The sequence below is a fragment of the Lactobacillus sp. genome (genome assembly GCF_051873315.1).
Taxonomy (GTDB): Bacteria; Bacillota; Bacilli; order Lactobacillales; family Lactobacillaceae; genus Lactobacillus.
Genome location: NZ_JBJEES010000025.1, coordinates 1 through 13,229, shown reverse-complemented (window position 1 = coordinate 13,229; position 13,229 = coordinate 1). Strand labels below are relative to the sequence as shown.

The window sequence follows — 13,229 nt, the reverse complement described above, 5'->3', positions numbered from 1 at the left end:
CAGCTACATCCTACAGAGATATGGACTCAACTTCTTCAACTAGCACCACGCGTAGGGGGAGCATATTATGGAGTTTATTCGATCTCACAAAAGGCTACTGGCTATTTCTGGCTTAATTGTCGTTCTGCTGCTTGGGACATTGTTGCTGTTAAAGCACGTCGACAACAGCGCTAGCGCGATTTTGGAAGCTAGAATAACGGCTGACGATGGCTCTGGAACTAGCTTCGCGACCATCTATGATAACGGGAAGGTCGAAAAAAGCAGGTCCAGCCAAAACAAGCAGTTTGTTAAGCCTATTGAAGTAGCTCCACAAATTTTTGTGGAGCATACGAACAAGAAAAACAATATTTACTTAACGGTAAACGAGAAAGTACTGAGGAAAAACAAACAGGTCTCTTCTGATGAAAACTGGGTCAAGCTAACTAAGCTGATCGCCAAGAGGAGCAAGCACGCTATCGCGATGTTGAGCCTGTTTAAGCTTGGCGATGACTACTATGCTTTTCTAAAATACAATGCCGGTCTTTCAGACGAGGGCAGCCTTTATCAGTACAGGGGCAGCTTGACTAAAGTGGCTACGCTTGATTCTGGCAAAATATCGGGCTTAAAGAAAAAATGAGCGAGTAAAAAAGCAGTCAGCTTTCAAAAAGTTGACTGCTTTTCATCTGTAAACTATTACTTGCTGTTCTTCGCGAAGTCGCTGATCTTCAAGAATTTCTTTTCTTTGGTCGTCTTGTTGACATAAACGAATTTGCAGGTTTTGTTGTTCCAAGTGTAACTGTATCTTCTGTGCCAAGTGCCATCTGCCCGCTTGTAGTAAACGGCCGGGATGTAGCCATTTGGCGTTGCATCCGAGACGATTCTCCACACGCGTTCGTACTCAGCCTTGTTGAGCTTGTTAATGTTGGTGACTGGGGCCTTTTTCCCGTTGAGGTAAGTCTCAGAGTTGGCCAAGAGCCATTTGGCAAAAGTTACCTCACCCTTATTGCCGGAAAGAGCCTTTTGCGCGTTGCTGAGCGCGTAGTCCAGGTAGTCACGGCGGTAGGAAGATGACAGCTTGTAGACCGTCTTCTTCTGGACGGCTTCAGCCTTGGCGATTTCCTTCTTCAAGGCTGCCAGCTGGCTTGCGCTGGCCGGCTGGTCGCTTGTCTTGGCCGCCTTCTTGGAAATGATAGTCGGCAGCTTTGCTTTCTTAAATTCGCTGGCCTTTAAGAAGCCATTGTATTGATCAGTTGCCTTGAAATCTTCGTCATCTGCTTGAGTTTCAAACCAGAAGAACTCGCCGATCAGGTGCTGGTCTTGCAGGTGGTAGAAGAGCTCAATCTTCTTAGTCTGCGGGTTGAGCAGGTAAGCTTGCCCATCCACGTGAACAAATAAGTTTAAAATCTTCTTGCCTTTGATGGCGGTCCCGGTCATATCGTATGTTTGTAGTTTCTTAGCTTTTCTGTCTTTGGCTACAGCATATTCGGTCTTGCCTGGTAAAAAGTCGCCAGCACCCATGTGCTGCTTGATTTTCAGGTTGCTGTCATCGAAGAAGGTACTATCTTCGTATGTTTCAGCCCAATAATCCGTATCACCCCAAAGAAGGTATTCATGGGTCTTGGCAACACGATAGTAGAAAAGGGTATTATCGGCACTGCCGGCACTAATACACTTATCCAGCTTAACCTTTTGACCTTTCTTGTAGAGATGGTTGGTTTCATATAAGCGGGAGTCAAAGGAATACATATTCTTTTTAACCGTAGCTGTGATCGGTCCCTTGACGGTCAACTTTTCTCTTTTTATAGAGAAAACGTTAACGGCTTTGATATAGCGGTTTTTCCCAATTTTAAGGTACTTTTTCTTATAAACCTTAGGTATTGCATACGGCTTCTTTGTATTGCCGCTATAGTAGGACCACTTGTCCTTCTTGCCTTCTTTGCTGCTGTACTTAACTTTTCCAGCGTAGATCAAAGGCTGGTAGACCTTGTACTTCTTGCCGGTCCGCTTCAGCTTTGAATTGTAGACGTAGCTGTTGCTGTTTAAAGCAATTGCCGGCTTGCCGTTGATCAAAATGACAGAGTCTGCCGGGACATAGCCGCCATGGCCAATGTAGTAGTAAGCTCTTACTCTCTTGTGAGTTTCTTTGACATAGTGAATGCCGTAGTAGTTGACGGTTTTGGCTTTCTCGTCAAAAAGCAGGCTGGCGCTCTTTCCGCGGTATTTTTCCAGACTGTTGCCCTTCTTGTCCCTAACTGTAGTCATGCTGGTAACCTTGATGGTGCCTTTCTTCTTGGCCGCGCTTGCCGGCTGCGGGAAGGCAGCCAGGGTCAGCAGGCCTAAGTAGGCAGAGGCGATAACCATAGCTTTCTTTTTCATGATAAAACCTCCGAAATTACACACACTGTTCTACCAATATTATATCGTTTTCGGGAAGCGCTTGCGTTAGTTCTGGGCTGCTTTTTATATTAAGTAGAGGGCGATATTTTTGATTGCATCGTAATGGTAAACGCTGACAAAACAAACTTTTTCTCGGATAAGCAAAGATTTCAACCGCTTACTTCTTATAGTGCTATAATCAAAAAGAAAACAACTGTTAGCAGATTTTTAGGGGGAATTATGAAAACGAGAAAACTGTTGACTTCTGCTGCTGTCGTAGCTTTGGCTTTGCCGGCATTTACCCTGGACCAAAGCGGTCATGTAAACGCGGCAACCACGCCAGCCGTAACTGCTGTTAAGACCAGCTATAGCGCCAAGACCAAGTCATTGACGATCACTGGTAAGGCAAAGGGCGCAAGCAAGGTGGCTGTCAGCTACAATGCCAAGGCACTCAAGCCAGTCAAGGTAAGCAAGAAGGGCCAATTCAAGACGACCGTCAAGTTCACCGGCTACAAGGACTTCACTCTTACTGGCTTGAACGCCAAGGGGGCTGCCGTAACCAAGGCCTACGTTTTGGCCAAGGACAGCTACGCTGCCGCTAAGCCAACCCTGCTCAAGGCTGACCGGACCAAGAAGGGGCTGACCTTCACGACCGATGCCAAAAAGAAGACTACTTTGAACTTCTACTACAAGAACAAGCTGGTCAAGAAGGCTAAGCTGACCAAGGACAAGCAAAAGGTCTTCTTCTCAGCCAAGTCACTGAAGGGCAAGAAGGGGAACTTCAAGGTCGTTGCCTCAGTTGCTGGCAAGAAGAGCAGCCAAGCTGCCCAATTCAAGATCATCGGCGTTGGCCAGGCAACCGTAACCAACTACTAAAAGCGAATATAACTCTAGAGAGCGAGACTCCATCCGTGAGCTTCGCTCTTTTTCTTTTGCCCGTTTTCTGACGAAAATGACGCGAAAAGCGGCAAATTTGACGGCTTTCGTTTACGGCCAGCTCCTTGGCCTACAATTGCCTTGTAAGTTGATTAGATGAGGAGCAAAAACAATGTTCAATTTTATTTTGGAAATGGAAAAAATCCTGGAACGTGACGGCAAAAGCGCCAAGCGGCACCGCAGAAGACAGCATAGATACAGCTTCATCTGCTTCCACAGCAATGATTAAAGCTGGAAAAATCCGCCTGTTTTCCCTTGACCGCCGGCAAGTCCTGGCGATCCTCTTGAGCTGCCTGGCCACGGCCCTGTCCTTGAAAATTCCTCTCTTGCTAAAGCAAGTGATCGATCGCGGAAAAATGCTTTCCTGGACAAACAGCCTGGGCCAGATCGGCTTCTGCCTGCTCATTTCCAGCCTCTTGGAAGCCGGCAGCCAGTACCTGCTCAGCCTGGCCGGAGACGAGCGGATCAGAGATCTGCGCCTGCTTTTGCAGGAAAAACTCCTCCGCCTGCCCTGGAACTACTATAAAGAAAACAGTCGCGGCTCCCTGCTCAGCCACGTCCTAAACGACAGCTCAGTGGTTAAGGACTTTACCGTTAGCGTTCTGCCTTCAGCCTTGGTCAGCCTTTTGACGGTTGTTGCCAGCCTGGGAATCTTGTTCAGCCTGGACGTTAAAATGACTTTGGTGATCATTTTGACTTTTGCCTTGATTGCCAGCAGCGCCTTTCCTTTAGGAAAAATCAATGAGCACTTCGCCTACCAAAACCAGGCCAAGCTCAGCCGGGTATCTGCTGATTTGGATGAAAACCTGGCCAATATCAAGCTGATCAAACTGACCAATGCCCAAGCCGGCGTTTTGCAAAAATTCCGCGGCGACCTGCAGGACTTGTTTGCCCTGTCCCGGAAAACTGACGCGGTTTTCAGCGTGACTGGACCCCTGCAGACGGTCTTGACCCTGGCCGGCTTTCTCCTAATCCTGCTCTACGGCAGCCAGCGCCTGGCTAATGGCAGCCTGTCTTTGGGGATGCTGAGCTCATTTATCATGTACATGTTCGGCATTATTTCCCCGATCAATAATTTGGGCAACTTTTACATGAGCTACGCTGAAGCCCGGGGCTCCCTTAAAGCCATCAGTGAAATCCTGGCCCAGGCGGATGAAGCTGATCCCGGCCAAGAGCTGCCTAAGAAAGCCGCTGACCTCAAGGTCCGCGACCTGACTTTTGCCTATCCAGGCAGCCAGAGCCCGGTTTTACGGGACTTATCCCTGGACTTTAAAGAAGGGGCGAAAACAGCTTTAGTTGGCCCATCTGGGGCCGGCAAGACGACCTTGATCAACCTTTTGACCCGCTTAGAAGCTGGCTATCAAGGGCAGATCCTGCTGGGTGACCTGGAAGCTAAAAGCTGCAGCTTGCCTGCCTGGCGGGACCTCTTCAGCGTGGTTGCCCAGGACAACAATATTTTTGCCGGTACAGTCGCCGACAATTTGCTCTTTGGCTTGGAAAAATCCGTCAGCCGGTCGGACATGATCCAGGCCCTGCAAGTTGCCAACCTTTGGCCGGAACTGGACTTGGACACCCGGACAGGAGAGGGCGGCTGGAAGCTGTCCTTGGGGCAAAGCCAGCGCCTGCAGCTTGCCCGGGCCTACTTGCGGGATGCCCCTTGCCTGATCCTGGATGAAGCCACGGCTAACCTGGACCCCGAGTCAGAAGCCAAGGTCAGTCAGGCCGTTGACCGGATTGCCCAAGAAAAGATTGTCATCATCATCGCCCACCGTCTGTCGACGATCGCCAATGCCGATAAAATCTACTTCTTAGATCAAGGCCAAGTTCAAGCAGCTGGCCGGCATGAAGAATTGCTCAAGCAGCTACCGAAGTACCGGGCCTATGTCGAAGACCAGCTGCGGCCTTTGGAAAGCAGGTGAAAGTGGATTTTACATGTCCGCCTAAAAGGTTTATGCTGTTTTTATATGCAAAAAAAGGTGGGCAAACAATATATGGAGAGTGAAGACAGACAAACGCGCAAATCCAACCTGCGCTTATTATTTGAAGCCCTGGTCGTGGGCCTGGTGGCTGGCATCGTTGTCGGCAGCTTCCGCTGGCTGATCGGGCAAACCCTGGCCATGTGGCAAAAGGGCTACCAGGCAGCGCACGCTAACCCAACCCTCTTGTGGCTCTTAGCTGGGGGCGTTCTGGTCAGCGTGATTGTAGCCGGCTTCTTAGTCAAGCAGCAGCCCCATGCCGGCGGGTCCGGGATCCCTGAAGTAGAACTCCAGCTGCAGGGCAAGCTGCAACTGGCCTGGTGGCCGATCCTTTGGCGGAAGTTCATCGGCGGGGTTCTGTCGATCGGGTCTGGCCTCTTTTTAGGCCGGGAAGGTCCATCAATCCAATTGGGCTCAACGGTCGGCCAGGGGGTAGCCCAGGGCTTCAAGGCCTCGAAAAGCGACTCCCGGGTCCTCCTGGCAACCGGGGCGGCCAGCGGCTTGTCCGCGGCCTTCGGCGCGCCTTTGGGCGGGGCCATGTTCATCGTTGAAGAAGTCTTTCACAACTTTTCTCCCCGGGTCTGGCTGAACGCTTTAGCCGGAGCTATCATGGCCAACTTCGTGGTTTCCAATGTCTTTGGCCAGACTCCAGTCTTAGCGATCGACTACAAGCACAGTTTCCCCATCCTTCAGTACTGGCAGCTGCTCTTATTGGGGGCTTTTTTGGGCTTGATCGGCCGCTTCTACCAGTGGGGCCTGCTCAATTTCAGCCATGTCTATCAAAAAATCACTGTCCTTCCGCGCTGGCTGCACGGGATCATCCCGGCCCTTATCTTAGTGCCGGTCATGTACTACTTCCCGGGCTATGTCGGCGGGGGCAACAACTTGATTTTGAGCTTGAACCAAATTCATGCCGTAAATGTCCTGGTCTTGATCTTCCTCTTGCGGATCAGTTTTTCCATCGTGTCTTACGATTCTGGCCTGCCGGGCGGGATCTTCCTGCCGATCTTGACCATGGGGGCCCTCTTAGGGGCAGTTTATGGCCAGTTCATGGTTGACCTGGGCCTTTTGGACCAAAAATTAGTCGTCAACTTGATCATTTTTTCCATGGCTGGGCTTTTTTCAGCCATCGTCCGCTCGCCTTTTACCGCCATCATGCTGATCGCGGAAATGGTCGGGTCACTGCTGCACCTCATGCCTTTGGCCGTGGTTTCAGTTGCTGCTTATGTCGTCAACGAACTGCTGGGCGGGGTGCCGATCTATGAAAGCCTGGCCGGCCGGATGCAGACCAAAGAAGACAACGACTATGTCGGTGAAGCAGACCAGCTGACCGTTTCTATTTATGAAGGCAGCCAACTGGCTGACCACCAGGTTAAGGAAATCGCCTGGCCGGACCGGACCCTGGTCAGAGTCATCCACCGGGGGCAAAAGGACATTATCCCCGACGGGAATACCCAGCTGCTAGCCGGCGACCTTTTAGTCTTGGAAATCGACGAAAACCAGCGGGGTCTGGTCTATGACAAGATGGCCAGCCTGCAGGAAGCCAAAGAGTAAAGCTGAAAATGCATAAGAAAAAGCCTCGACAGCAGTCGAGGCTTTTTAGCTTGGCAAAAATTGTTATTGTTGTCGTTTAGACGTTCAAGATCAAGAAGTAGATCACGAAGACTACAGCCAGGATCCACATCATTGGGCTGACTTCCTTGGTCCGCTTGGCAGCAGTCATGGAGATCGGGTAAACGATCAAGCCCAGGGCCATCCCGTCAGCGATGGAGTAGGTTAAGCCCATGCCGATCACGATCAGGAAGGCTGGAACAGCGATTTCCAGCTTGTCCCAGGAGATCTTGGCCAGGTTGGCCGCCATCAAAACGCCGACGATGATCAAGGCTGGGGCCGTAACCGTAGTCGTTACCACGCTCAAAAGCGGGCTGAAGAACATGGACAAAAGGAAGAAGATACCAACCCAAACGGCAGTCAGACCTGACCGGCCGCCGGCAGCGATCCCGGATGAAGATTCAACGTAGGCGCCAACCGGTGAAGTACCGATGATGGAACCAGCCATCATGGCCGTTGAGTCAGCCGCCATGGCCTTGCCGATTCTTGGCATCTTGCCGTCCTTGTCAACCAGGCCAGCCTGGTGAGCCAGACCGATCAAGGTACCGGTGGTGTCAAAGAAGGCCACCAAGAGGAAGGTCAAAACGACCGTCCACATCTGCACCGTGTTGATGTCGCCCAGGTGGAAGATGGCTTGGCCGAAGCTTGGCTTCAAGCTTGGCGCCAGGGAAACGACAGAAGTTGGCATCTTGCTTTGGCCAACGATAATGCTGAAGATGGATGACAGGACGATCCCGATGAAGATCGCGCCTGGAACCCGCCGGATCATCAAGAAGATGGTGACCAGCAAACCGAAGATGGTTACCCAGGCAGCCGGGTCCTTGAAGGAACCGATAGTTACCAGAGTAGAAGCACTGTTGACGACCAGCTTGCCGTTTTGCAGGCCCAGGAAGGCGATGAAGATCCCGATCCCGGCGGAGATGGCAAATTTCAGGTCGTTAGGGATGCTGTCAACGATCAGTTCCCGCAGCTTGAAGACAGTAATCAAAATGAAGATGATTGAGGCCACGAAAACAGCAGCCAGGGCAGTCTGCCACTTCACCTTCATGCCGATGCAGACAGTGTAGGCGAAGAAGGCGTTAAGACCCAAAGACGGGGCAGTAGCGATCGGGTAGTTGGCAAAAATACCCATGATCAAACAGCCAAGCGCGCTGGCCAGGGCAGTTGCCGTGAAGACCGCGCCCTTGTCCATCCCGCTGGCGCCCAAGACGCTAGGGTTGACGAAAAGGATGTAGCACATCGCGAAGAAGGTTGTCAGACCGGCGATGAACTCCCGCTTAGGGTTTGAACCGAGCTTATCGAGCTCGAAATACTTGTTAATAAATTCCATTTGATCCTCCAATAGATATTGTTCGGAATTTCCCTCGGCAGAGGGGGATATTTCTACCTTATCACGGAATAACTTGGATGTAAATACGAATCATAATTTTATCAGTGATTATAAAGTATGCTTCCGCTGAATGAAGGGGCTAAAAAGCGCTTGGGCATGGCAACTCAAGCGCTTTCCTTTTAATTTTCCACTTGTTTTTAAAAAATCTAAACTCAGCTTAGATATTCAAAACCTTGTTCAAGAAGTTCTTGGTTTCTTCTTCCTGCGGGTGGTCGAAGATTTCTTCTGGAGTACCCAGTTCCTTGATCACGCCGCCGTAGAAGAAGGCAACCTTGTCGGCCACCTGCTTGGCAAAGCCCATTTCGTGGGTCACCACGATCATGGTCATCCCTTCTTGGGCCAATTGCTTCATGACGTTCAAAACGTCGCCGACCATTTCCGGGTCCAGGGCACTGGTCGGTTCGTCAAAAAGCATGACGTCCGGCTTCATGGCCAGGGCCCGGGCGATGGCTACCCGCTGCTGCTGGCCACCGGACAGGGTGGTCGGCTTGACGTCGGCCTTGTCGTCCATGTTGACCATCTGCAGGTACTTGTGGGCTTCCTTGATGGCCGTTTCCTTGTCCATCTTGCCCAGTTCGACCGGAGCCAGGGTGATGTTTTCCAAAACGGTCATGTTCGGGAAGAGGTTGAAGTGCTGGAAGACCATGCCGATGTTTTCCCGGATCTTGTTGATGTCGGCCTTGGGGTCAGCCAGGTCGGCCCCGTCGACGAGGATGTGGCCCTTTTGGAATTCTTCCAGCTTGTTGATGCAGCGCAGGAAGGTGCTCTTCCCGGAGCCGGAGGGACCGATGATGCAGACTACTTCGCTGGGCAGGACGTTCAAGTTGGCGCCCTTGATGACTTCGTGAACGCCATCGTAGCTCTTGTGCAGGTCAGTTACCTGAACCTTGTATTTTTCTTCCATGGAAAAAGCCTCCTTTTAACTAATGTTGCATCTTCTTTTGAATGTAGTTGGACAGCCAAGTAAGCAGGGTGATGATGATCAGGTACATTACGGCGATGATCAGCCACATCTTGAAGCCCTGGAAGTTCTGGGCAATCAAGGTGGTACCAGTTTGCGTCAGGTCCATGACCCCGATGGCGGAAAGGATGGAAGTGTCCTTAAGAGTGATGATGAACTGGTTGACCAGGGATGGAATCATCAGCTTGAAGCCTTGCGGGGCAACAACCTTCCACAGGGCCTTGTAGTAAGGCAGACCCAGGGACCGGGCAGCTTCCCACTGGCCCACGTCAACTGATTCGAAGCCCCCGCGGACGATAGCCCCGATATAGGCCCCTTCGTCCAGCATCAAGGTCAGAATGCCGGCAGTAAAGAGGGGCAGCTTGTGGCCCAGCAGGGTCGGCATGCCGATGTAGATGAAGAAGGCCAGAACCATCATTGGGATCCCGCGGAAGATGTAGATGATTACGTTGGCCAGGCCATGCCAGAACTTGTGCTCAGCAATCCCCATGATCCCGAGGATCAAACCGAAGACCAGGGCGGCCAGGATGCCGACGATTGAGAGTTCGATGGTCATCCACAGACCCTGCAGAAGAGCACCGGCGTTGTCCTTGATCAAGCCAAAAATTGAAGTATCAGTTACGACTTGGCTCTTAACAGCCTTCTTGCTGGTGTACTTGTTGACGATCTTCTTTAAGCGGCCAGTCTTCTTCAGCCAGGCCAGACCGTCGTTGAACATCTTGAGGAGTTCCTGGTTCTTGCCCTTCTTGACGGCAAAAGCCAGAGGGGCGTTGGCCACTTGCTTGCCGACGATGCGCAGGCCAGTCCCGTTGGCAATCCCGTAGCGTAGGGACGGACCGTCGTCGAAGCAGGCGTCAGCGTTGCCGGCCTTGACGTCAGCCCAGGAAGTGTTGGAGTTGGTGTAGTACTTCAGCTTGAAGCCGTACTTCTTCTGGACGGACTTGGCGTAGATGGCAGAAGTAGTCCCGGTTTTGACGTTGACCGTCTTGCCCTTGAGGTCCTTTAAGCTGGTGATCTTGCTGTCCTTGGCCACGGCCAGGCAGACCCCGTCAGTGTAGTAGGAGTTGCTGAAGTCGATGGTCTTCTTTCTTTCGCTGGTCACGCTCATGCCGGCGATCATCCCATCGATCTGGCCAGACTGCAGGGCCTGGACGTCGGCGTTGAAGGACATGATCTTCAGCTCGTACTTGAACTTTTCGTGCTTGGCGATTTCCCGGAGGATTTCGATGTCGATCCCCGGGTTCTTGCCATTGTAGGTACCATCCTTGTCTTGGATTTCAAAGGGCTTGAAAGTTTGGTCGGTACCGATGATGTAAGTCTTCTTGCTGGCAGCCTGGGCCTTTGGCGCCGTTAAGAACAGCGCGGCGATCAGCAGGCTGACCGGTAGCAGGAGAAGTTTGCGAAGTTTCTTTAAATGCATATTATCTTTTCACCCTTTTTCATAAATAAATTCTTTCGCTAAAAAAACAGATTGTCAATATTGTATCACGTTTTTAAGAAACGGTTCATTTTATGCAGCTCATCTTCGGCCAAAAGCAACCGGTACCAATTTCCTTTTTAAAGTGAGAACCCAAAAATAATTAAGATAATTCATTCTGAGTGGCCAAAAAATAACTAAACAAGGAATTTGACCTAAATAAAAAAGCCCCCGCTTGGGGAGCTTTTTAAGAAGAAAATTCAATTGATTCAGTGGCAATCTCACCAGCATGCCAGTTCTTTGGCAGCTTGCCGACCTGCTTGAGCTTCTGGGTGATCTGGTCCAGGACTTCGGTCCGGTCGCTTTCGCTGGCCATGAAGTCGTAGTGGTCGCCGTCGATCATCATCTTTGGTGAGTAGTCGTAGTCGTCGTACCACTTCTCATAGTAGCGGAGCATCCGCTTGTAGTAGTCTTCCAGGGTCGGGTCGAAGCTGAGCTGCTCATAGGACCGGCCCCGCTTCTGGATCCGGCTGATCATTGTTTCATAGGAAACATTGATGTGGACCAGGAGGTCAGGATGGCGCTTAGGCATCCGCTCCAGTTCCTTCATCATGCTTTCCAGCAGCTCATCGTAGGTCTGGACTTCCAGGTCATTGGCTCGGCCGATGTCCGCATTCATATGGAAGAAAAGAGAATCTTCATAGATGGACCGGTCCAGGACGTTGTTGTCGTCGCTGAGGGCTTTTTTAATGCTGTGGAAGCGCGTGTTCAAGAAGAAGAGCTGCAGCAGGTAGGTGTACTTGAGGGGGTCCTTGTAGAAAAGCGGGAGGACAGGGTTGTCGTCGACGCTTTCGTAGAAAGGCTTGGTCCCCAGATATTTGGAAAGAATTGCGGTTAGGCTGGATTTACCGGCTCCAACGGGCCCACTTAATACAATAACGGTCATCACGTTCCTTCTAACAACTAACTATAAATTACCGATTTCGCGCAGCTTGTTGTCGATGATGTCCAGAACCAGATCCTGGTCATCGATGTTGTCGACAAAGTCGTACTTGTCACCATCGATCATCATCTTTGGTGAAACGTCATATTGTTCATACCAGGGCTCGTAGTAGCGCAGGAGGTTCTGGTAGTATTCCTTCAAGCCCGGGTCGGAGTCGAGCTGTTCGAACTCCCGGCCCCGCTTGCCGATCCGCTTGAGCATGGTGTCAAGGGAGACGTGGATGTAGATCAGGAGGTCCGGCTTCTTGCGCGGATTGCCTGGCACGTCTTCCATCATGTTGTCCATCAAATCGTGGTAGATTTGGTATTCAGTCGGGTCGGCCACACCGCTGTCGACGTTCATGTTGAAGAAGAGCAGGTCTTCATAGATGGACCGGTCTAAAACGTCGTTGTGGTTGCCGGCGGCAGCGTTGATTTCAGCCAGCCGCTTGTTCAGGAAGTAGGTGTTCAAGAGGAAGGTGTACCGCTTCATGTCTTTGTAGTACAAAGGCAGAACCGGATTGTTGTTGACCTCTTCATAATATGCTGTTGAGCCAAGGTGCTTGGCGAGGATACTGGTTAAACTGGATTTGCCGGCTCCAATTGGGCCACTTAAGACAATAACGGTGATCACACTCTTTCTATTCATACTATACTAGATCTACGTTGCTCTAATAGTTTATTGCAAGATATAGTGCCTTAGCAAGCTTTTTGTCCAAAAAGATTTTTTCATATGATGGAGGATTTTGAGTCAAATTAGTCCATACTGTTGCTTTTGACAGAATAAATCAATTCTTTACCTTTTGTTCGTATTCTGTTCGGTGGGGCGTGATATAATAATTCTCAGAGGTACGAGAATGTAGAAGAACTTAAAATCATAGAAATAATCCAAAGACAGTCAGTGATCTATATTACTTTTCGAACAAGTAACACTAAGGCCAGTGGATGAATTATTAGGAAAGGAGGTAAAACGAAAATGGTCCAAACGAAAAGAAAGAAAAAACAAAAGACAATTCCGAGAAATTGATGTGACCCCCAAAATTGGGACAATTTAGTATTACGCCGTTAAGGCTGTTAAAACATGATTCCGATATTCAATCGGGGTCATGTTTTTTCGTCCTGTCTTGATTCTCACGTTGTTGTAGTAATCGATGTATTTGTGAATAGCTTGCTCAAGCTCATTTAAGTCCGTGTATTTATGTTCTTGCTCCCGCTTAAGAATGCCGAAGAAGCCTTCCATTAAGCCGTCATCAAGAGAATTACCCAACCTGGACATACTCTGATCAATCCCTCTGTTAGCCAGAGCGGCTTGATTTTGCCTTGAACGCCGTAATAGCTGCTGTATTTGCGTTTCTTGCGGATTGAGATGGCGAACAAGCCCATCTTTTGCATGAGCCTCTGCACCTTCTTATGGTTGACCTCATAGTCTTCCCGGCGAAGCTGTCCGTAGATTCGCCGGTACCCATAGCGCTGTCTGTGTTCAAGAAAGATCTCTTTGATTTTATCCATCAGTTTCTGATTACCAGAATCCTTATCAAGCTTATGGGTTTGGTAGTAGTAGTTACTTCTTGAGATATGAGGCAATCCAGGGTTGGCATTGAT

Annotated in this window: 10 protein-coding genes and 1 pseudogene; 4 read left to right on the top strand and 7 right to left on the bottom strand. The window is 50.3% G+C overall.

What is annotated here, in order from left to right:
* Positions 1-67: 67 nt before the first annotated feature.
* The gene (locus ACI32D_RS01155) at positions 68-616 is read left to right on the top strand and encodes a hypothetical protein (protein WP_439774834.1); all 549 of its coding nucleotides are present in this window, start codon (positions 68-70) and stop codon (positions 614-616) included.
* A gap of 56 nt (positions 617-672) precedes the next feature.
* On the opposite strand, the gene ACI32D_RS01150 is transcribed toward ACI32D_RS01155, so the two are convergent.
* Positions 673-2,355, bottom strand: coding sequence for a hypothetical protein (locus tag ACI32D_RS01150; protein WP_439774833.1), 1,683 nt, complete (start codon positions 2,353-2,355; stop codon positions 673-675).
* Between the two features lie 240 nt (positions 2,356-2,595).
* Between ACI32D_RS01150 and ACI32D_RS01145 the strand changes: the two genes are divergently transcribed.
* The 3 genes from ACI32D_RS01145 (at position 2,596) to ACI32D_RS01135 (ending at position 6,821) form a co-directional block, all read left to right on the top strand.
* The gene (locus ACI32D_RS01145; RefSeq protein ID WP_439774832.1) at positions 2,596-3,231 is read left to right on the top strand and encodes a zinc metalloproteinase; all 636 of its coding nucleotides are present in this window, start codon (positions 2,596-2,598) and stop codon (positions 3,229-3,231) included.
* A gap of 281 nt (positions 3,232-3,512) precedes the next feature.
* Entirely contained in the window at positions 3,513-5,210 is a 1,698-nt protein-coding gene (locus ACI32D_RS01140; RefSeq protein ID WP_439774831.1) for an ABC transporter ATP-binding protein, read from the top strand.
* Between the two features lie 72 nt (positions 5,211-5,282).
* Positions 5,283-6,821, top strand: coding sequence for a ClC family H(+)/Cl(-) exchange transporter (locus ACI32D_RS01135; protein ID WP_439774830.1), 1,539 nt, complete (start codon positions 5,283-5,285; stop codon positions 6,819-6,821).
* Between the two features lie 76 nt (positions 6,822-6,897).
* Here the strand turns inward: ACI32D_RS01135 and ACI32D_RS01130 are convergent, their stop codons facing one another.
* From ACI32D_RS01130 to ACI32D_RS01105, 6 genes and pseudogenes are all read right to left on the bottom strand, one after another.
* Positions 6,898-8,208, bottom strand: a complete 1,311-nt coding sequence (locus ACI32D_RS01130; RefSeq protein ID WP_439774829.1) for an NCS2 family permease — start codon at positions 8,206-8,208, stop codon at positions 6,898-6,900.
* Positions 8,209-8,425: 217 nt separating this feature from the next.
* Positions 8,426-9,172 carry an amino acid ABC transporter ATP-binding protein gene (locus tag ACI32D_RS01125; RefSeq protein ID WP_439774828.1) on the bottom strand — a complete coding sequence of 249 codons (747 nt, stop codon included), beginning with the start codon at positions 9,170-9,172 and terminating at the stop codon, positions 8,426-8,428.
* A 19-nt stretch (positions 9,173-9,191) separates the two neighbouring features.
* Positions 9,192-10,649 (bottom strand): ABC transporter substrate-binding protein/permease, encoded by a 1,458-nt coding sequence (locus ACI32D_RS01120; RefSeq protein ID WP_439774827.1) that lies wholly within the window; start codon positions 10,647-10,649, stop codon positions 9,192-9,194.
* Between the two features lie 244 nt (positions 10,650-10,893).
* Positions 10,894-11,592 carry a deoxynucleoside kinase gene (locus ACI32D_RS01115; protein WP_270448896.1) on the bottom strand — a complete coding sequence of 233 codons (699 nt, stop codon included), beginning with the start codon at positions 11,590-11,592 and terminating at the stop codon, positions 10,894-10,896.
* A 21-nt stretch (positions 11,593-11,613) separates the two neighbouring features.
* The gene (locus tag ACI32D_RS01110; protein ID WP_260268679.1) at positions 11,614-12,261 is read right to left on the bottom strand and encodes a deoxynucleoside kinase; all 648 of its coding nucleotides are present in this window, start codon (positions 12,259-12,261) and stop codon (positions 11,614-11,616) included.
* Positions 12,262-12,684: 423 nt separating this feature from the next.
* Positions 12,685-13,229: pseudogene (locus tag ACI32D_RS01105) on the bottom strand (IS3 family transposase); the annotation flags it as partial.